Below are 19,834 nucleotides of genomic sequence, written 5' to 3' on the forward strand. Positions count from 1 at the left end.
GAGCGGACAAGCAAATGCTGATGGTCAGCGCCCCGTCGACGTCCCCGACTGAGCGAGCGCCTGGACCGCTCGCCATAGCTGGGTCACCACGTCGCGATCCAGGCCGACGGTGGAGAGCTTCCCGAGGCACCCGGCGCAGACATGACCGGCCTGGAGCTTGGTCCCCACCTCGGACTTCTGCTGGCAGAGGTCGAAGAGGCAGGCGAGGGGCTCGGCGTGCAACAGCTTCGCGGGCTCATAATCGGCGGAGAGGGCGTGCAGCCCGTAGAGGAGCAGCTCGTAGGCCACGAAGGACGCGGGTGGCAAGGAGATGAGCTGATCCAGGCCGGCCAGCGAGATCACCGCCGTCCGGGATCTCGGATGCCAGTGCGAGAACCAGCGGTCCGGCAGGGGCTGCTCCACGAAGACCACCTTGAGGGCGCCTGGGTCCAGCAAGTCCGCGTCGGCGGCCAGCTCGTCCTCGTCGCGCTGCGAGAGCGGACCGGCGGGGATCGGGGACCCCTGGAGCGACTCGTCCACGTCGAAGGCCGGCGCCCCCTTCACACCGCCGAGCGCCTGGGATGCCGTCCGGAGCAGCGGCGCCAGCCGGGCAGCCGTGGGGACACCGAGGACGCGAGGGCCTGGCATGGCGCGGCCGCGGCCGCGGCCGCCCATCTTCATGGCCATCATCGCGTCGTAATAGTGGCTCTTCTTGCTCAGGGACGACATCGGCCTGGAATAGGCGTCCCGCTCGGCGTCGAGCCGGTCCGCCTCGGCCCGGATCTCGGGATCCCCGTCGGCGTAGCCTCGGAGCCGGTTGGCCGCGTCGGCCAGCGTGGACGCGGCTTCCTGCCACCGGCGAGCGTCGTTGAGCCCCAGGGCCACCCGGCGAGCGCGGGCGGCGTCGAGCGCAGCCGCGGCCCGGAGCACCTCCCGATCCGCCGGCTGGGCGCGGATCTGCTCCTCCGCGACCCGAGGCCATGCCAGCGTCCAGGGCTCCTTCGACAGCGCGCCGTCCCGGTCCGTGAGCGCGACGTTGACGGGGAGCGTCTCGCCGATCGCGCCGGCGGGGAAGCGCAGCCGGAACATCGGGGCCAGCACCATCCCGCCCGGGAGCGAGCCGAGCGAGAAAGAGCAGGTCCCGCCGTCGCGGGTGCAGGGGTAGTCATTGAGCGACTCCACCTCGACGCCCTCGGGCGCGCGGATCACGAGCGCGGCGTCGCGGGCGACCACGGAGAGCACCTCGCCGATTTCCCGGCCGACGAAGCCGGGGAGCTCGTCCGCGCGCGCGGCGAAATAGAAGTTGCCGCCGCCCTCCTCGGAGAGGCGGCCCAGGAGGAATTCATTGAAGCCCTCGCCCAGGCCAAGGGTGCTGGTGGTCACCCGGCGCAGCCGCTGGGAGCGGGCGCGGGAGGTCAGCTCGTCGGGCGAGGTGATCCCGTGGTTGGCCTGGCCGTCGGTGAGCAGGAGGACGCGGCCGATGGCATCCTCGGGCAGGTGCGCGCCCACCTCGGCGCAGCCGCGGAGCCAGCCGCCGCCCAGGTCGGTGTTGCCTCGCGCGGTCACCGTGTCGAGCGCGGCCTCGGCGCGGAGCCGCGCCCCGGGTGTGGCCTCGGTGGAGGGGATGGGCACCTCGACCTGGTGGTCGAAGGTGACCACGCTGAAGCGGTCGCCGGGCTGGAGGGTGCGGATGGCCTGGCGAGCAGCTTCCAGCGCGAGCCGGAGCTTCTCGCCGGACATGGAGCCGGAGCGGTCAATCACCAGCGAGAGGTGGACAGGCTTGCGGGCCTGGCTCCCCTCGGGCCGGGGTACCGTGATCTCCACCCGGAGCAGTCGCTCCGAGGGCTCGGCGGGGAGCAAGGAGCGATCGGGGCGGGCGTTGAACATGGCACCATGGCACACCCCGCCCCGGGCCGCCGTCAACGGGTCGATGGCTTCCGCAGGCCGGCAGATCGCCGCAACGTTTTGGCCCCAGTTAACAGTGTTGCCAGGGATCTGCCTCGCGAGCCGGGAGAGAGTTGAACGCAAAGACGCAAAGGCGCAAAGACGCAAAAATGCACGAGAATTTGTTCTTTTTGCGCCTTTGCGTCTTTGCGCCTTTGCGTTGAACTCTCGCTCCGGAGGCCTGGCAGGCGGTACTGCGGCCGCCGCCTCGCCGCGCGCCGAGCTTCACGCCAAGGAGACTCCCTCGATGCCCGCCATGCACTCGCTCCCGCCGGTTCATCGCCCTCTCGAGGACGCGCTCGCGCTCGGCCCCGCGCTGCTCGCACGCGCCCGCATGGCAGAGGCGGCGCCCTGGCTCGCCGCCAGCCTCGTCGAGGGCCCCGCCGTGGTGCTGGGCGCGGCCCAGCGCGCAGCGCGCGTGGTCGACCTCTCGGCCTGCGCCGCGCGCGGCGCCAAGGTCCTGCGGCGCGCCACGACGGGCACCGCGGCTTTCCTCGGCGGGCGCGGCGTCGTGTGGACCCTCGCGCTGCCGAACGCCGCCGCGCTCGCGCCCGACGCCACGGCCCGGACGCTCCTCAACCGCAACGTGCGAGGCTTTCTCAAGGGCTTCTCCCGCGCCGGCGCGCCCGCGCATTACTTCGGGCGCGAGTGGATCTCGCTGCAGCACCGCCCCGCCGCGCTGGTCGGCCTCGACACCACGCCGGACGGCGCGGTCCTCATCGAGGTCTTCGCGGGCCTCGACGCGCCGCCCGCGGTCCCCCCCGAGCTCGCGGCGCCGGACGAGCGCGTCATCGACCGCTGGCTGGGCAAGGCCCCGGCCGCGCTCTCCGACGTCCTCCCGGCGCGCCTCTCGCTCGAGGCGCTCGCGCGCGCCGTCGTCGAGGGGGTCGCCCTCCGCGCCGCGCTCCCGCTGATCGACGGCAACGAGGCGCCCGAGCTCGCGGCCGAGCGCTTCCAGCCCGTGACCGCGCCCGACGACCCGGTGCCGCCGGGCGCCTCCGCGGCGGTGCTGGCGCGCGTGCCGATCGGCTGGATCGAGGCCGCGGCGCTCTCCAGCGTTCCGCACGTCCCGCACGTTCCGCACGTTCAGCCGGCGCGCGCGTGGCTCGGCGGCGACGTGCTCACGGCGCGCTGGCTGCTCGACGCGCTCGGCCGGGGGGATGCGCCGGCGCGGGGCGAGGACATCGACGCCGACGCCTCGCCGCTGGAGGGGGCGACCCTCGCCGACCTGCGCGCGCTCGCGCGGCGCGCGCTCGCCCTGGGCCGCGCGCCCGGGGGCTGAGCCGCCTCAGAGGCCTCAGAGGGACGCCTGGCACGGCGCGAGCTGGCTCGCCAGGGGCCCGAGCGCCCCGCCGGCCGCGCCCCCGGCGAGCAGGCCCGCCAGCGCGGGGCGCGGGCGAGGATCCGGATCGGGGACATGCCGCCCTCCGTCGAGGCGATAACGCCAGCGGGGACCCCGGGCGACGAGATCGGCTATCGCGAGGAGGAACCGGTCGATGTCCGCCGCGCTGGTGCCGACGCCGAAGCTCGCCCGCACCGCGAGGGGCACCGCCGCGCTCCCGCTGGCCTCCGGCGCGCGATCCCCGGCGAGCGCCGTCATGAGCGGGTGCGCGCAGAACGACCCGTCCCGCACGCCGATGCCGTGCTCGGCGCTCAGGGCCGCGGCGACCGCGCCGGGATGGAGGCCCCGCACATTGAACGTCACGACGCCGATCCGCGGGCTCTCCGGGCCCCACATCGCGAGGCGCTCGACCCCGGGCACGGCGCACAGGCCGCGTGTCACGCGGTCGAGCAGGCGCGCCTCGTGCGCCGCCACGGCGGACATGCCCACCTCGGAGAGCGCGCGGCACGCCGCCGCCAGCGACACCGCGCCGACCACGTTGGGCGTGCCGGCCTCGTGGCGGGGCGCGCCGCTCGCCCATTCGACGCCGTCGTGCGTGACGCGCCGGACGGCGCCGCCGCCGGCGAGGTAAGGGCGCGCGGCGTCGAGCCAGTCGCCGCGGCCGACGAGCACCCCGCCGCCGAAGGGGGCATAGAGCTTGTGACCGGACAGCGCGACATAGTCGGCCCCGATCCCGGCGAGATCGATCGCGCGGTGCGGAGCGAGCTGGGCCGCGTCCACGGCGAGCCGCGCGCCGTGGCGATGGGCGACCGCGGCGAGCTCCGGGAGCGGCCACAGCTCGCCCGTGACGTTGCTCGCCCCCGTCACGGCGAGCAGCCGATGGCGCGAGGTCACGCCGCGCAGCGCGCCGTCGGCCCGCGCGATCGCCTCGTCCGCGCTCTTGGGCACCGGGAGGACGACGGACCGCCCGCGCCGCCACGGCAGCTGGTTCGCGTGGTGCTCCGAGGCGAACATCACCACCGTCGTGTCCTCGGGCAGCGCCGCGGCGAGCAGGTTGAGCGCGTCGGTGGTGTTCCTCGTGAACACCACCGTGTCCTCGTCGCGCGCTCCCACGAAGCCCGCCACCTCCTGGCGAGCGGCGGCATAGAGCTCCGTCGTCACGGTGGACGCGAACCCCGCCCCGCGGTGCACGCTGCTGTACCAGGGCAACAGCGCCGAGACCGCGTCGAGCACCGAGCGCAGGCACGGGGCGCTCGCCGCGTAATCGAGGTTCACGTAGCCCACCTGCTCGCCGGTGACGAGCGGCACGGCCAGATCCGCCCCGACGACGGGCAAAGGGAGCGAAGGGAGCGCGCCGAGGGCAGACGGCGCCGGAGCGCCCGTGGAAGGGCGCCAGTCCGCGATGGAAGCGATCGACATATCACCTCAGGAGTCCAGGGGACTCCGGGCGACCAGAGTCCGCGCTTGCCCGCCGCACATGCGGCCGGCCAGGTCGTCACCCGGGACACCCCACCGCGGATCGGAGGGTTGTCGGCCAGCGAGCCGGGGCTACGCGCTGGCGCTCATGACCTGCCGAACCCTTACCGCGATGGTCGCCTCGTGGCAAGGCCCGGCTCGATCGACCGGAGCGGTCTCCGTCTTCCTCGCTTCCTCGCGCGCGAGCTCCCCGGGCGCTTGACGGCCGTCGGGCGGAGCCCAACGGAGCGTTTCCCAAGCTCATGCCTGGCGCCGTGATGGGGAAGAATTCGAACACACACGATCTGAGCCATGGAGAGGACGCGGCGTTTCTTCGTCCTCTCCTCCGTGTTCACCGCCTCGGCGACGCGGACGGCCGTCGACCAGGTGGAGGATGAACCTGCCTGGGCTCGACATCCGAACGCACCCGCGCGTCGCTCCTTCAGGCTCGCTGTGCGTGGTTGCGGCGCACATCCTTTGCCTCCCTGCTACCTGTCTCCCTACCGCCTCCCTTCCAGCTGCCTTCGACCTCCATGAGCTCCCGGTCGCGGAGCTCGCGCGCCTGTTCCGCGCGCGATCGCCGCCGCCGCGGGGATGGCGTCTCCCCTCGAGGCCGCGCGTTCCGGCTGCAGGCCGACCAGCGCCTGCCCGCCCGTATGCCGCCAGCGTCGTGGCCTCGAACCTCATGGAGAGGACCCAGGCGAACCGGCAAATCATCGCGACCGACAGGGACCAGATGCGTGCCTGTTGCAAATTTCTATTGGAGATTCCGCCTGCCCTCGTGGTAGGGTGATCCTGCTCGGGGGAGACGCCCTGCACGTAGGTGGGAAGAGGGGGAGTCGTGCTCATGCGCGATGGCACGGCCGGGCCATGTCCGCTGAATCGGATCGAGGGGGGGCAACGATGCCTCGGAAGAAGATTCTGCTGGTCGACGATTCTCAGACCATCCTGCGTATCGAGCAGATGGCGCTGAGCAAGGACTACGACCTCATCACGGCGAACGACGGCGGCCAGGGGGTCGAAGTGGCCTTGGCGCAGCGGCCGGATCTCATCCTCCTTGATGTCGTCATGCCGCACATGAACGGGTTCGACGCCTGCCAGCAGCTGCGCGCGGAGGACGCGACGCGCGGCACGCCGATCCTGCTCGTCACCAGCCGGAGCGATGTCGCGCACATGGAACAGGGATTCCGGTGCGGCTGCTCCGATTTCGTCACGAAGCCTATCGACACGATGGAGCTCCTGGAAAAGGTCAGGAACTGCCTTGGCGACTGACACGGCGGCGAGGGCTTTCGAGGGCGCACGTCTCGCCCTGCCCAGCGGCGACGAGGGATCCGTAGCCCTGCCCGACGATGTCGGCGGAGAGGAGAGGATCAGTCCGTCCGGCCCGAGGGCGCTGTCGGCGTCGGCCGGACCGCCCAGCTGGCGCTCGCTGCCGGCGGAGGCCCAGCACGTCATGCCAGGCCAGCTGTTCGCTTCGCCCGAGCCGACCATGGTGACCACCATCGTTGGATCCTGCGTGGCGATCTGCCTCTGGGACGCCACCACCGGCGTCGGCGGGATGAACCATTACGTGCTTCCGGAATGCCCGAGCCCGGCGATGGCCTCGGTCCGCTTCGCCGAGTTCGCATGCCAGCGCCTCCTCGAGCGGCTCGTGGAGCTCGGGGCCTCCAGCCGGGCGCTGCAAGCGCACGTCGTCGGGGGCGCCTGCCTCATCTCCGCGTTCCGGGAGCGCGGCACCCACCTCGGCGCCCAGAACGTGGATGCCGGGCTCGCGTTCCTGCGCATGGAGCGGATACGGATCGCCCAGCTGGACACGGGCGGCAACCGGGGGCGCAAGATCGTCTTCCGGACGAGCGACGGCGCCATCTCGATCCAGCCTCTGTGAGCCGCATGGACAGCGATCGCGACGAGCTGCTCCAGACGTTCACGCCGGAGGCGCGCGAGATCCTCGACGAGATCGAGCGCGCGCTGCTGCAACTCGAGACCGGCCGCGACGCTCACGAGGTCCTCCAGCGCGTCTTCCGCGCCACCCATACGCTCAAGGGGAGCGCCGGCTCGGTAGGCCTCGGCGGCCTGAGCGATCTCGGGCACGCCGCCGAGGACATCATCGAGGCGCTGAGCCGCGGCGAGCTCCCGCTCTCGACGCCCGTGGTCTCGCTGCTGCTCGAGACGGTGGACGCAGCTCGCCGGCTCGTCGGCGAGGTCGAGCGGGGGCAGGCCGAGCGCAGCACCTCGCACAGAGAGGTCGTCGCGCGCCTGGAGGACGCGCGGCGCGGAGGGCTGAAGGCGACGGAGGACGCGGGGGCGACGAGCGCGCGCCGCGTGACCGAGGACGACGCGGAGGGGGCGACCGGCATCAAGAGCATCCGTGTCGCCGTCGACAAGCTGGATTGCATGGCGGATCTCATCGGAGAGCTCACCCTCGGCCGGAACAGGATCGCTCGGACGCTCCGCGCGGTGCGCGGCGACGCCGGCGCCGTGCTGCGCGACGAGATGGAGGAGCAAGATCGGCTCTGCAAGGAGCTGGAGGAGGCCGTGCGCGCCGCGCGCATGGTGCCGGTCGGCCCCTGGTTCCGGCACTACGAGCGCACGGTGCGCGATCTCGCCCACGCGCACGGCAGGCAGGCGCGCCTCCTCGTCGTGCACGGCGACGTCGAGGTGGACACGGCCGTCGTCGAGCGGTTCCGGGACGCCCTGACGCACATCCTGCGCAACGCGATCTGTCACGGCATCGAGCCGCCCGAGGCGCGGCGCGCCGCGGGCAAGGACCCCTGCGGCACGATCACCCTTCACGCCGCGCACGAGCGGGGCGGCATCGCGCTCCGGATCTCCGACGACGGCGCCGGGATGAGCCGCGAGCGCATCGCCGCCCGCGTCTGCGCGCTGGGGAGGCACCCGGCGCCCGAGGCGCTCCCCGATCATGAGCTCTTCAGCCTCGTGTTCGAGCCCGGGTTCTCCACGGCGGCGGAGTCGTCCCACCTGGCGGGGCGCGGCATGGGCATGGATGTCGTGCGGCGCAGCGTGGAGTCGATCCAGGGGACGATCCGGATCGAGAGCCGCGAAGGGCTCGGCACGTCGCTGTCGATCCAGCTCCCGCTCACCCTGGCCACCATCGAGGGGCTCTCCGTCGGGATCGGCGGCGAGCGGTACGTGATCCCGCTCCGCGCGGTGCTCGCCTGCTGTGATCTGCCCCGCGGCACGTTCGCGCACGGCGGCGCCCAGGGGCTCATGATCCGGCGCGGGCGCGCGCTGCCGTGCGTCCGCCTCCGGGCGCTCTTCGGGCTCGGCGGATCTCCCCCGCCGGAGGAGCGCGTCGTCATCGTCGCCTACGACGGCTCCGAGGCCGGCCTCGTCGTCGACCTCCTCGACGGCGAGGGGCGCACGGTGGTCAAGCCGCTCGGCCAGCTGTTTCGCCGCGTCCGGGGCATCTCCGGCTCGACCATCCTCGGCGACGGCAGCGTGGCGATGATCCTCGACGTCGACGCGTTGCTCGGCGGCGTCCTCGGGGACCTCGCCCCGGTCGACACCCCCGACGAGCGCAGGGCAGCGCCATCGGCCGCCGGAGGCAGCCCAGGATGAGCCGGCGCCCCGGCGCGCAGGGCGCCCGTTTGCCATCTCTCTCCATGGAGGCTTCATGATCTCCGACGCGTCGAGCCCCGTGTCGCAATACATCTCCTTCATCATCGCGGGGGACGAGTACGCGGTGAACATCCTCCGGGCGCGGGAGATCGTCGAGCACAGCGTCACATCGCGGGTCCCGATGATGCCGGCGTGCATCGTCGGCGTGATGAACCTCCGGGGCCGCGTCGTGCCGGTCATCGATCTCGCGGTCAAGCTCGGGCTGCCGCCGACGAGGGTGAGCCGGTGGACGTGTGTCCTCATCGTCGAGACAGTGCTCGACGGCGAGAACACCCGCCTCGGCCTGCTCATCGACGGTGTGGGCGATGTGCTCACGCTCTCCGAGGACGAGATCGAGCAGGCGCCGGCCTTCGGCGCGCAGGTGCGCGTGGATCAGCTGCTCGGGATGGCGAAGGTGGGCCAGAAGCTCGTGCTGCTGCTCAACATCGACCGCATCCTCTCGCCGGCGGAGCTCATGGCCTCGACGACGCCCGGCCCCTCGGCCCCCGGGGCCCCGCCGGCGCTCCCAGGCGGCCACGGTGCGCCGGCCGGCGAAGGGGACAGGCCATGATCTCGCTCGCCGAGCTGGGCCCGCGCGCCCTCAGCGACGAGGAGTTCGGGCTGTTCCAGAGGCTCGTCAAGCGCGCCTCGGGCATCGCGCTCGGCCCGCAGAAGAAGCCGCTCCTGATCTGCCGCCTCGGGCCCCGGCTCCGCGCGCTCGGGCTCCGCAGCTTCGGCGAGTACTACCGCCGCGTGACCGCGCCGGACGGCGAGGGCGAGCTCGTGCACATGCTCGACTGCATCTGCACGAACGAGACCCATTTCTTCCGGGAGCGCGATCAGTTCGAGATCCTCGAGCGCGAGATCCTCCCGGCGTGGCACGAGAGCGCGGGCCACGGAGCGCCCTTCGCGCGCGGCCGCCGCCCGCTGCGCGCCTGGAGCGCGGCCTGCTCGACCGGGGAAGAGCCCTACTCGATAGCGATGTCGTTGCTCGACAGCCTGCCAGCCCGGGATCGCGGCGACGCGGCGGGACAGGCGCCGTCATGGGCCGCCGCCGCGTCGACCGGCGCTCCGGGGATCTGCATCCTCGCGACGGACCTGTCGGTCCGCGCGCTCGACCAGGCGCAACGCGCGGTGTGGCCGATCGAGCGGGCCTCGGAGATCCCGGAGGAGCGCCTGCGCACGTACATGCTCCGCGGGACGGGCGCGAGCGCGGGCCTCATGAAGGCCCGGCCGGAGCTGCGCAGGCTCATCACCTTCCGGCGCTTCAACCTGCTCGACGCGGCACCCAAGCGATTCGGCCTGTTCGATCTGATCTTCTGCCGGAACGTCCTTATCTATTTCGACGCCGCGACGAAGGCGTCGATCGTGGCGAGGCTCATCGCCAGCCTCGCGCCTTCAGGGTACCTGTTCCTCGGACACGCCGAGGGCCTCCACGGGACGGACCACCGCGTGCGGTGCGTCGCGCCATCCGTTTATCGGCTCCCGCCCCCGGCGGGGCTCGCAGGAAGCCGCACCACATCTAGCCCGGAGCATGCATCATGCTTGCGCATATCGGAGTAGGCCGGAAGCTCTACCTCGGCTTCGCCGCCATGGTCGTCCTCGTCCTCGGACTGGCGGGCACGGCCTACATGAGGTTCGCGGAGCTCGACGAGGCCCGCTCGTGGGACCAGCACACCTACGAGGTGATGCTCACGACGAGAGAGATCATGGCGTCGCTGCTCGACACCGAGACAGGAGAGCGCGGGTTCGTCATCACCGGGGTGGAGTCGTTCCTGGAGCCCTACCGCAACGGGCGAGACCGGTTCGATCAAAGCCTGAGCCGTGCCCGGGAGCTCACCAGGGACAACCCGCGCCAGCAGACGCGCCTCGACAGGATCGACAAGCTCCACGACGAGTGGCTCTCCTCCGTGCTGGACCCGATCATCCAGTACCGCCGCAGCGCGGACGAGGCGAGGGCGCCGGCGGATCGCGCCGTCGAGGAGATCAGGCACGGGCGCGGGAAGGGCCTCATGGACCAGATGCGCTCGGCGCTCAAGGAGATCGACGACGAGGAGCGCTCCCTCCTCGGCCAGCGGCAGGCGGCGACGAACGCGCTCGTCAGGACGATGTACGTGACGCTGCAGATAGGAGGTCTGCTCGCGATCGTCGTCGCCGCCGTGCTCGCCGTCGTCTTCAGCAGGATGATCCTCTTGCCGCTCACCCAGGCGGTGTCGATCCACCAGCGCATCGCCGGGGGCGACTTCACGGGCCAGGTCACGGTGAAGAGCTCCGACGAGTTCGGCCAGATGCTCGGCGCCGTGAAGGCCATGTCGGAGCGCCTGGCGGGCCTCATCGGCGAGGTCCGGGGCGGCGCGGTCTCGGTCTCCTCGGTCTCGGTGCAGCTCTCGGCGACGGCGCAGAGCCTGTCGCAGGGCACCAGCGAGCAGGCGGCGTCGGTGGAGGAGACGATGACCAGCCTGCAGCAGCTGAGCGGCACGATCGCGAAGAACGCCGCCAACTGCAAGCAGGTCGAGGAGACGGCGCACCGGAGGACGAGGGACGCGGAGCAGAGCGGTCAGGCGGTCCGGGAGACGGTCGAGGCGATGAAGGCGATCACCCAGCGGATCGTGATCATCGAGGAGATCGCGTACCAGACCAACCTGCTCGCCTTGAACGCCGCGATCGAGGCGGCTCGCGCGGGCGAGCACGGCAAGGGCTTCGCCGTCGTCGCCACGGAGGTGCGGCGGCTGGCCGAGCGAAGCCGGGAAGCGGCGAAGGAGATCGGCTCGTTCGCCGCGTCGAGCATCGTCGTCGCGGAGCGTTCGGGGCAGCTCATCGCGGAGCTCGTCCCGTCGATCCGGGAGACCGCGGAGCTCGTTCAGGGCGTCGCCGTGGCGTCCAAGGAGCAGTCGAACGGCGTGGCCCAGATCAGCGGGGCGGTGGAGCTGATAGAGCAGTCCACGCAGCGCAACGCGGCGATCTCCGAGGAGCTGGCCAGCACGGCGGCCGAGCTCTCGGCGCAGGCGGAGCAGCTCCAGAACGTGATGGCGTCGTTCCGCCTCGCGCAGGAGAGCGAGGGCGACCCGGGCCAGAGGCCCGCGGCGCCGGCGCGTCTACCGGACCGCCGCGGCGGCAAGGCGCTGTGGAGGCCGCTGCCGAAGGGCCCCCCGAACGGCGCATCGAGCAACGGGCGCGTGCCGCACGCCCCCGGCGATCAGGACTTCATCCCCTTCTAGAGCGGCGGTCGCCCGCCGCTCTGCTCCTCGAAAAAGTGACGCTACAAGGAGGCAGCGTCCACTCCGCGGCCTGCGGGCGTCACGGCGCGCAACGCCGCGGGACGCGGGAGCGGGCTCAAGCCTCCTCTTTGATCACGTCCTCCGCTTCCTTCTTCATCGGCTTGTACTTGAAGGTCGCGCGAATGATGCCGTGATCGTTGGTGCCGTCGGCTTTGTGATCCTCGAAGTTCAAGTGATCGTTGTTCACCGTCATGCCGTTGAACATCCATAAGCGCTTGCGGCTGTTGTCGTAGAACTCCTGGCTCACCAGGATGTGATCGAGCGATTCGCGTATGTCCTGATGGACGTGCGTGTAGTAGACGTCCCTCGTGTCGCGGTACTCCTGCAAGGTCTGCGCGGTATAGAGCGCGGTGTCTCCACCGCCGGCCGAATCGCCTACCAGGTACTTCGGCTGGCCGGTCAGCACGTTGGCGGTGTTGCTCTGCTGCCCATCGTTGATGTCGCCGATCACGATGACGGGCGTATTGTTGCCCTTCATCTGTTCGGTCAAGAGGAAGCGAAGCGCCGCCGCCTCCGCCGTTCGACGGATCGTCGAGAGCGCCGACCCGAGCCCGGCCGAGTGCTTTGAATAGGTAGTCCTGTCTGCCTTGTACCAGGCCTCGTTGAACACCTTCGTCGGCGCCTTGGATTTGAAGTGGCACACGTAGACGTGAATCGCAGGGTCGTTCTCACGCGGTTTTATCGTGAAGTGGAGGACCGGCCTCGAGAAACCGCTGATGCTTACGTTGATGTCCGGCGTCTGCGGATCGTCGCCGCCGGATTGCAGGACGAACTTTCTGGGGAAGCGCTCTATCCAGTCCGGCTGGCCTTCCAGGAGCCCCTTGCGTACGATGGCGGCACAGACGATCTTCGTCCCCGTCGCCTCCGCCGGCGTCAGCACATCGTAATTCTCCGTCATGCCCGCGGTCTGCAAGCAGTTGTCCAGGGAGTCGCGGTGCCATAATTCCTGGAACCCGCAGACGTCGGGCTTCAGTATTTTCAGCTGCCGGGCGACCCATTGGAGCTTGAGATTGTATTGATCCTGGGTCCAGCCCTCCGGATCCGAGTACATCGGCAATCCGGGTTCGTTGAGGTTGAAGAGGTTGAATGTCGCAATGCTCAGCTCTCTCAAATTCATGGACGCTTCCTTCTCTGTGGGGATTGCCGCTCAGGTACGAACGATGAATGCGACGAATGCGACGAATGCGACGAATCGTGGATTCGCCGTCCTGCGACGCTTCCTCCGCGTCGCTGCTCCGATGCTCGATGCGCCGCAGGTGCAGCGTCGGTCGGTGTACCATTGCGCGCCATAGGGGCCAGGAGATCCAAATGCGATCCGGATGTCAATCTCCTCGTAATGGCCATCCCACCATACAGCCACGCTGTACGCGCTGGTGGTCGAAGATCCGGCCGCTCCTCTCCGACGCGAAGCCCGAATACGTCGGCACCACCTACATCGAGACGTACCTGCTCGACGCCGACGCGCGGCATTCCGCCAGCGCCAAGCTCGTCGGCGGGGGCGCGTTCTACGCGCTCACGCCCGGCAAAGGCATCGTCACGCACCGCGAAACGAACGGCGTCCTCCACACCTACGTCGCGCTCACGAGGCCAGAGGCGTGGATCGAGGGCATCGACTTCACCGACCCGAGGACGGCGCGGGCGCGCGTCGCCGCGGAGTTCGACGGCTGGGCCCCGGCCCTGACCGCGCTCATCACCGACGGCGAGACCGATCCGGTCCCGCGCATGATCCACAAGCTCCCCGCCGGGCATCGCTGGGATCGCGTGCCCGGCGTGACGCTCCTCGGCGACGCCGCGCACCTGAGCCCGCCCGACGGGGAAGGCGCAAACCTCGCGATGGTCGACGGCGCCGAGCTCGGCAAGGCCATCGCCGCGCGCCCGGACGACCTCGAAGCCGCGCTCGCCGAATACGAAGAAGCGATGTTCGTTCGTGGAGCGAAGGCCGCCCCCGAAGCCGCGGCGACCTTCGCGCTTTGCTTCGGTGAAACCGCCCCGCACGGCCTCATCGCATTGCTGTCGGGCGGGGCCTCCCCGGGCAGCTCGCCGTGCTGATGGCCTGACGCCGCGCGCGGCCGTCACCCAGTCCAGGAGCGGGCGGTCGGGCGTGTGGTATCCATGGTGGCAGCAGTGTCGTCGCTCCTGGGCGCGCCGGGGCTGCGGCTCCCTGCTTTGGGACTCCCAGTCTGATCCAGCCGGTTTCAGTCAAAACCGGCCGCCACCACCACCGGACTGGCCACCACCACCACCACCGGACTGGCCACCACCACCACCACCGGACTGGCCGCCACCACCACCCCCGGACTGGCCGCCACCGCCCCCGGACTGGCCGCCACCGCCCCCGGACTGGCTACCACCGCCCCCGGACTGGCCGCCACCGCTCCCGGACTGGCCGCCACCGCCCCCCGAGTGGCCAACACTGCCCTTGAACGGGCCACTGCCCCCGGCGCTGCCAGCGCTCGTCGTGGGGCAGCCGCGGGAGTAGTTCCTGGCGGTCACCTTGTAGCAGCACAATCCGTCTCGCTGCTTCGCGCTCTCCACCGACACAACCTGTTCGGAGCAACTTCGATTGATCATGTTGAGCTCCTCCACCGCCTGCTCGCGGTCCAGGCACGCCCCGAGCTCGTCGGGCCATTCGAAGCAGCGGATGTCGTCCCGGCCGAGCCAGTCGCTGCAGCCCGGCGCTGCGATGAGGAGCGCAGCTGTTGTCGACGGGCCGGCGCTCAGCAGGAGACCGGCAAGGAGCGTTCGTCGAAAGGATCGGTCGAGCAGCATGAGGTGCACCTCCAGCCATTGCTAGCGTGGCGGCTCGGGCACGAACTCGGCGCCCAGCCGGAAGATCAGGAAATCCTTGATCACGTTGTCGCTGGCGTTGGGCCAGATGAACGGGCTGCCGGCGGTCCGGCTCGGGTTCCACTCATACCACATCCACCGGGCCCCCGCGTGGATGCCGCAGACGATGGGGAACTCGTTGCCGGGCTGCGGGACGTCCGTGGCGGTGTCATTCTCGCGGCGTCGCGCGCCCGCCGCGTCCACCCTCACTTGGGCGCGTCGCGCTTTCTGAACCACTTGGAGAGGTAGCGCTCTTCGAGGTCGATGAAGGCTTCGCGCATCATGGCCTCGTAGACGACGGCCTCGAGGACCCCGGGGCGCGGGGCGGGGGTCTGCTGCTGGATGAGCCCGGCCGGGACCTTTCGCGAGATCTTGTAGCTCGTGAGCAGCGGCTCCGCCTCTCCGGGCAAGATGAACTCCGTTTTGAACAGGAACTTGAGCCCCATGATGATGATTTGCGGCTTCTTGCTGGCATGGGCGATGCCGGACGACTCGACGCGATAGCTCACCACGAGGGAGGGGGAAGTCACGGTGAGCTGCTCCTCGGCGGCGCCCTCGAAGGGCGGGCCCGGCTCGAAGGTGACGAACTCCGGCTCGAACCCCCGCGCGAACCCGTCCACCAGGGCCGACGCGGTCCGCTTCTCCTGGGGATCGAGGAGGGCCGCAGCCACGTAGCGGCTCGGCAGGGACGCGGCGCCGCTGAACATCGGGATCTTCCTGACGATATCGTCGGCGCGCTCCAGGTCCTGCGAAGGAAGCCGCCGGAAGCGGACCTGGACGGCCGGGCCCCGGAGGCCCTGCGGCGTGCTCCTGGGCCCCACGCGCTCCGCGTAGGCGAGGAGCCGCCTCACGAGATCCGCGTTCTGCTCGCCCCCTTCGGGCATCTCGCTCTTGTACCGATCGAGCGCGCGCGCATAGAGCGCGTGCCTGGCGTCGTTGAACGTCTTGTCCAGGCCGTGCTTCGGGTAGCGTTCCGCGAACGCCAGCAGCGCCGCGAGCGTACCCACCTCCCGCGCCCGATCGAGCTCCGCGGCGAGCGCGGCGCGGCGGGCCGCGTCGACCTCGGCCTGGATGCCCGTTTTGGGGTGGGCGCGGAGGAAGTCGTCGATGGCCTCGACCGAGCCTTTCGCCACCGCGAGGCGCAGCTCGGCCCGCGGCAGCAGCACCTGCGAGACGACCTCCGCGTGGCCGCGGCCGCGCGCGATGTAGCTCTGGTACGCGGCCACGTCGTCGCGCTCCCGCGCCGCGGCGTACATCCGCGCGTCGCTCATCCGGTTGCGGAGGAAGAAGAGCCCCAGGCCGAGGGCCACGCCGATCGCGGCCGCGAGGAGCCATGCATAGCTGTGCCACCCCGGGACCTCGCGCGAGAGCGGGATCGGCGACGCGAACGGGCTCTGGATGGCAGGCGGCTCGAAGGGATCGAGCCGGCGCAGCTCGGCGGCGTCGGGCTTCGCTCTCATGCGGCTGCACGCCGCTTCGACCTCCCGGATCACGTCGTCCGAGCGCGACGGGTCCTCGAGGGGAAAGGCGTGCTGCGTGCCGCCGAACGTGAGGACCACGGCGCCCCGGGGGCCCGCCGAGACACGCGAGAGCTCCGCGAGCGAGAAGACCCGGAGCCTGTGGTCGCGTGCGTCGACCAGGTTCGCGGGGAAGACGAACAGGCCGGGCGCGAACGGCAGCGTGACGAGGTCGGCGTTGTAGGCGAGCGCCCGGAGCACGCCGATGACGGTGATCGCGGCGAGCAGCACGTACGCGGCGGCCGCCGACCTCGGGTGGAGCGCGAGAACGCTGTTGACGTCGCCCAGGCCGGCCGCGCAGAGCCCCGCCAGCAGCAGGCCCGAAGCGGCGCTGACCGTGAGCCAAGCCACGATGGTGCGCCGAGTCCCGAACCGGCTGACGATCGGCACCGGCGCGAACCGCCCGCGGAACGCCTCGAGCACGCCGTCCTGGATGGTACGCGGAAGCTTGTAGAAATTGATCTCGTTCATCGCGCTGCTCCCACCCGGCGCCGGAGCTCGGCGCCCTTCCACGCCTCGACCTGCCGATCGACTCTAATGCATTTCGCCCCGAGCTCCGAGTCCGGAGATGGCAACTCCTTGCAGCAGGAGCGTGCGGCGATGCGCCGACTTCTGCTCCTCTGGCACTTATGCAGTCTCGTCGGCGCTGGCGCTGGCGCTGCGATGCGCTGCGGCGGCGACGAGCCCTGGGGGACGGCTCGAGCGCCCGGCCAAGGGCATGACGCGGATGCTTGGCGTAAGGTTTACAGGATCTCGAGTTCGCCGAAGCGGGGGAGGGGAGCGCCGCGAGGACCGGAGTGGTGAGGCAGGGGGCTCCCTCGGTCGGGAAGGGTCATCCGGTCGTCTGCCAGCACGAGCCCGCCGCCATTCCGTGAGCGGCCGCAAAGCCGCGATCGATCACCGCGATGAACGCAGCGTTCGCCTTCTTCGCCGAGCCTCCGCGCTCGAACACGCGGAGCGCTTCGCCGTACGCCGTGCGCCACGTCAGCACGACCACGCCGGCGACGAGCCGCGCGAGGCCATCGGGCTCCGGACCAGCCAGCTCGACCGCGAGCCCCTCGACCACCTCGTCCCCGATCTCGCGGAGGCGCGCCTTGAGCGACGGGCTCTCCGCGACGACGCGCCACCAGCCGACCGTCTGGCTGTCGATGCGAGCGAACGGATGCTTCTGCTCGCGCAGCCTGTCGACGAGGCGGCGGAGCGCGTCGATCGGCGGCTGCCCTTGCGGCCTCCCGCGGATCGCCTCGCGCAAGAGCAGCTTCACCTCCTCCTCGCGATCCAGGAGGAGGTCCTCCTTGCGCGCGAAGTAGTTGAACACCGTCATCTTGGAGACGTTCGCGGCGGCGGCGATCTCCTCGACCGTCACCGCGTCGAAGCCGCGCGCGAAGAACATCGTCGTCGCGATGTCGGAGATGCGCTGCCTGGTCTCGCGCTTCTTGCTTTCGCGGAGCTCGCCCATGGATCAAATAATATACCGAGATAAAAATTTTGTCTTGCTAAAAGTTTTACTGAATATAAGTTTTACGCATGATGCACGATGTGGTCATCGTAGGCGCTGGCCCGGTGGGGCTTTTCCTCTCGATCGAGCTCGCGACCGCGGGGGTGAGGCCGCTCGTGCTCGAGCGGCTCGCGGAGCCCGACCGCACGATCAAGGCCGCCGGGGTCGGCGCGGTGGCCGCCGAGGCGCTGGAGCGACGCGGGCTCGCGGAGGCCCTCGACGACGAGCGCCGTGCCACCATGGCGCTGATCATGCCGGCGCTGAGGGCGCGCCTCGGGCCTGGACCGATGAAGAGGCCGGGAGGTCATTTCTCTGGACTGTTCTTGATTGACCCGAGCCTCCAGCGCGACCCGGAGCGCCACATGCGCCTCGTGCCGCAGGAGGCGCTCGAGAAGATCCTGAGCGCGCGCGCGACGGAGCTCGGGATCGAGATCCGTCGCGGCGTCACGGTGGAAGGCTTCGAGCAGGACGACGACGGCGTGACGGTGCAGACGAGCGCGGGCCCGGTGAGCGCGAAGTACCTCGTCGGCTGCGACGGCGGCCGGAGCCGCGTCCGCAAGCTCGCCGGCTTCGAGTTCCCCGGCACGGATCCGACCATCACCGGTTATCAAGCCCTCGTCGAGCTCGATGCGCCCGAGAAGCTCGCGACGGGTTGGCACCGGACGTCGCGCGGCCTCGTCGCGTCCGGACCGGTGCCGGGGCGCGTCTTCACGGCGGAGTTCAACGGGCCGCCGCCCAACCGGGATGCGCCGATCACGCAAGCCGAGGTCGAGGCGGCGATCCAGCGCGTGAGCGGCACCGACGTCAAGATCCTGTCGATGAAGATGGCGACGCGCTGGACCGACAACGCGCGGCAAGCAACGACCTACCGGATGGGCCGCGTCCTCCTCGCCGGTGACGCCGCGCACGTCCACTCGCCCTTCGGCGGCCAGGGCTTGAACCTCGGCCTCGTCGACGCCGCGAATCTCGGCTTCAAGCTCGCCGCGGCGGTGAAGGGGCGCGAGCATCTCCTCGACTCGTACACCGCAGAGCGCCACCCCGTCGCCGCGCGCGTCCTCGAGAATACCCGCGCGCAGGTCGCGCTCATGCGTCCTGACCCGCTCACGAGCGCGCTGCGCGCCATCGTGAGCGACCTGATGATGCTTCCCGAAGGCAATCGCTACTTCGGCGAGATGCTCACGGGCGTCGGCGTTCGTTACGACCTCGGTGACGACGACCCGCTCGTCGGCACGCTCGCGAAGGACCAGCTCCTCTCGCTCGAAGGCGGCAGCGAAGAGCGGCTCTATGTGCTGATGGAGAGAGGCGGCGGCCTCTTCATCTCGCCTTCGGAGCGGTCACTCCCGCACGACGTGCATTGTGCGCATACCAAAGACGGCCCGTCGATGCTCGTCCGACCTGACGGCTGCATCGCGTGGACAGACGCGTCGTCCACGTCGCTCGACGACGCGCTCGCGCGCTGGTTCTGAACCAGAGCGACGGCGACGCTGCCGGCGAGGCCGCGGCGCCGACGCACACGGCCACACGGGCCCTCTTGCCCGTCGAAGCTCGGGCTTGCGTCGGCGATGCGAGGCCCGCAAGGGACGATGGCCGAGCCGGGCCATCCGACGCTCGCGTCCCCGACCCGCCGGCGCGTGGGGCTGCGACCCGGCATGCCGGCGTCCTCGCGTTCGATCAGGCGTATGACCGGATCAGCGCATGGGACGCGAGATATCGGCCGACCGACAGCACATTTTCGACGCTTCCAAACAAGGAATGAAGAGCTTAGCTTGAACGCTTAAGGTGAACGCTCCTAGCGAAGGAGGAAGAGCCGGAGCTTTCAACGTGTTCGTATGAGGCAAGGTGAACGCGCAGCGTGCGTTCACGACAAGAGACCACTTCAGTAGACCACGTATCACCGCGGCAAGACGCCGTTCTTTCTTTTACAGACCACACGCATAACGCGTAAATGGAGAGGTAACCCAGCATGAAGATCGTCATCAAGAGCGCGGGCTCGGTTCGTAACGCGGGCTCGGTTCGTAACGCGGGCTCGGTTCGCAACGCCGGCTCGGTGCGGAACGCCGGCTCGGTTCGCAACGCGGGCTCGGTGCGCAACGCGGGCTCGGTGCGCAACGCTGGCTCGGTGCGCAACGCGGGCTCGGTGCGCAACGCTGGCTCGGTGCGCAACGCTGGCTCGGTGCGCAACGCGGGCTCGGTGCGCAACGCCGGCTCGGTGCGCAACGCGGGCTCGGTCCGTAACTAGCCACCGCGACTACAGGGACATGGGTCGCGCCGCGGCGGCGATGAGCTCGCCTCCGCGGCGCGCCGCCGTCACCAGGACAATCACGACAAGGCGCGATGACGTCCCTCGCAGCGCAAACCATCATTGACCACCTGCCAT

At 70.4% G+C, this 19,834-nt stretch carries 16 protein-coding genes, 1 pseudogene and 1 riboswitch; of the genes and pseudogenes, 10 read left to right on the forward strand and 7 right to left on the reverse strand.

From position 1 onward, the window contains the following. Positions 1-24: 24 nt before the first annotated feature. Positions 25-1,866, reverse strand: coding sequence for a vWA domain-containing protein (locus WMF45_RS07005; RefSeq protein WP_437716164.1), 1,842 nt, complete (start codon positions 1,864-1,866; stop codon positions 25-27). 304 nt (positions 1,867-2,170) lie between these two features. Here WMF45_RS07005 and WMF45_RS07010 point away from each other — a divergent pair, with 304 nt between their 5' ends. Then, a complete protein-coding gene (locus WMF45_RS07010; RefSeq protein WP_437716165.1) occupies positions 2,171-3,205 on the forward strand; it encodes a lipoyl protein ligase domain-containing protein in 1,035 nt (344 codons plus the stop codon). A gap of 15 nt (positions 3,206-3,220) precedes the next feature. Here the strand turns inward: WMF45_RS07010 and WMF45_RS07015 are convergent, their stop codons facing one another. Then, on the reverse strand, positions 3,221-4,684 hold the full coding sequence (locus WMF45_RS07015) for an aminotransferase class V-fold PLP-dependent enzyme (RefSeq protein WP_437716166.1): 1,464 nt from the start codon (positions 4,682-4,684) through the stop codon (positions 3,221-3,223). 36 nt (positions 4,685-4,720) lie between these two features. Then, a riboswitch (SAM riboswitch) is annotated at positions 4,721-4,835 on the reverse strand. A 788-nt stretch (positions 4,836-5,623) separates the two neighbouring features. On the opposite strand from WMF45_RS07015, the gene WMF45_RS07020 reads away from it, so the two are divergent. The 6 genes from WMF45_RS07020 to WMF45_RS07045 are packed head-to-tail and all read left to right on the forward strand — an operon-like array spanning position 5,624 to position 11,556. After that, positions 5,624-5,992, forward strand: coding sequence for a response regulator (locus WMF45_RS07020; protein WP_437716167.1), 369 nt, complete (start codon positions 5,624-5,626; stop codon positions 5,990-5,992). Continuing rightward, positions 5,982-6,605, forward strand: coding sequence for a chemotaxis protein CheD (locus WMF45_RS07025; protein WP_437716168.1), 624 nt, complete (start codon positions 5,982-5,984; stop codon positions 6,603-6,605). The genes WMF45_RS07020 and WMF45_RS07025 overlap by 11 nt, the downstream gene beginning before the upstream one ends. Before the next feature lie 5 nt (positions 6,606-6,610). Beyond that, entirely contained in the window at positions 6,611-8,299 is a 1,689-nt protein-coding gene (locus WMF45_RS07030; RefSeq protein WP_437716169.1) for a chemotaxis protein CheA, read from the forward strand. 55 nt (positions 8,300-8,354) lie between these two features. Beyond that, positions 8,355-8,909, forward strand: a complete 555-nt coding sequence (locus WMF45_RS07035) for a chemotaxis protein CheW (RefSeq protein ID WP_437716170.1) — start codon at positions 8,355-8,357, stop codon at positions 8,907-8,909. After that, a complete protein-coding gene (locus WMF45_RS07040) occupies positions 8,906-9,901 on the forward strand; it encodes a CheR family methyltransferase (protein ID WP_437716171.1) in 996 nt (331 codons plus the stop codon). Before WMF45_RS07035 ends, WMF45_RS07040 begins: the two co-directional genes overlap by 4 nt. Then, positions 9,880-11,556 carry a methyl-accepting chemotaxis protein gene (locus tag WMF45_RS07045; protein ID WP_437716172.1) on the forward strand — a complete coding sequence of 559 codons (1,677 nt, stop codon included), beginning with the start codon at positions 9,880-9,882 and terminating at the stop codon, positions 11,554-11,556. Before WMF45_RS07040 ends, WMF45_RS07045 begins: the two co-directional genes overlap by 22 nt. A 115-nt stretch (positions 11,557-11,671) precedes the next feature. Here the strand turns inward: WMF45_RS07045 and WMF45_RS07050 are convergent, their stop codons facing one another. Next, positions 11,672-12,733: an endonuclease/exonuclease/phosphatase family protein gene (locus WMF45_RS07050; RefSeq protein ID WP_437716173.1), complete on the reverse strand. Its 1,062-nt coding sequence runs from the start codon at positions 12,731-12,733 to the stop codon at positions 11,672-11,674. Positions 12,734-12,990: 257 nt separating this feature from the next. Between WMF45_RS07050 and WMF45_RS07055 the strand changes: the two are divergent. Beyond that, positions 12,991-13,665: pseudogene (locus WMF45_RS07055) on the forward strand (FAD-dependent monooxygenase); the annotation flags it as partial. Positions 13,666-13,815: 150 nt separating this feature from the next. On the opposite strand, the gene WMF45_RS07060 reads toward WMF45_RS07055, so the two are convergent. The 4 genes from WMF45_RS07060 to WMF45_RS07075 all read right to left on the reverse strand — a co-directional run bounded on the left by WMF45_RS07060 (position 13,816) and on the right by WMF45_RS07075 (position 17,418). Further along, positions 13,816-14,385, reverse strand: coding sequence for a hypothetical protein (locus WMF45_RS07060; RefSeq protein WP_437716174.1), 570 nt, complete (start codon positions 14,383-14,385; stop codon positions 13,816-13,818). A 21-nt stretch (positions 14,386-14,406) separates the two neighbouring features. Further along, positions 14,407-14,652: a hypothetical protein gene (locus tag WMF45_RS07065; RefSeq protein ID WP_437716175.1), complete on the reverse strand. Its 246-nt coding sequence runs from the start codon at positions 14,650-14,652 to the stop codon at positions 14,407-14,409. Continuing rightward, positions 14,649-16,430: a hypothetical protein gene (locus WMF45_RS07070; protein WP_437716176.1), complete on the reverse strand. Its 1,782-nt coding sequence runs from the start codon at positions 16,428-16,430 to the stop codon at positions 14,649-14,651. Before WMF45_RS07070 ends, WMF45_RS07065 begins: the two co-directional genes overlap by 4 nt. 361 nt (positions 16,431-16,791) lie before the next feature. Further along, positions 16,792-17,418 carry a TetR/AcrR family transcriptional regulator gene (locus WMF45_RS07075; protein ID WP_437716177.1) on the reverse strand — a complete coding sequence of 209 codons (627 nt, stop codon included), beginning with the start codon at positions 17,416-17,418 and terminating at the stop codon, positions 16,792-16,794. Between the two features lie 68 nt (positions 17,419-17,486). On the opposite strand from WMF45_RS07075, the gene WMF45_RS07080 reads away from it, so the two are divergent. After that, positions 17,487-18,923, forward strand: coding sequence for an FAD-dependent monooxygenase (locus tag WMF45_RS07080; RefSeq protein WP_437716178.1), 1,437 nt, complete (start codon positions 17,487-17,489; stop codon positions 18,921-18,923). 497 nt (positions 18,924-19,420) lie between these two features. Further along, complete coding sequence (locus tag WMF45_RS07085) at positions 19,421-19,696, forward strand: hypothetical protein (RefSeq protein WP_437716179.1); 276 nt, start codon at positions 19,421-19,423, stop codon at positions 19,694-19,696. Positions 19,697-19,834 lie beyond the last annotated feature (138 nt).

This window comes from Sorangium sp. So ce448 (genome assembly GCF_051520915.1).
Taxonomy (GTDB): Bacteria; Myxococcota_A; Polyangia; order Polyangiales; family Polyangiaceae; genus Sorangium; species Sorangium cellulosum_B.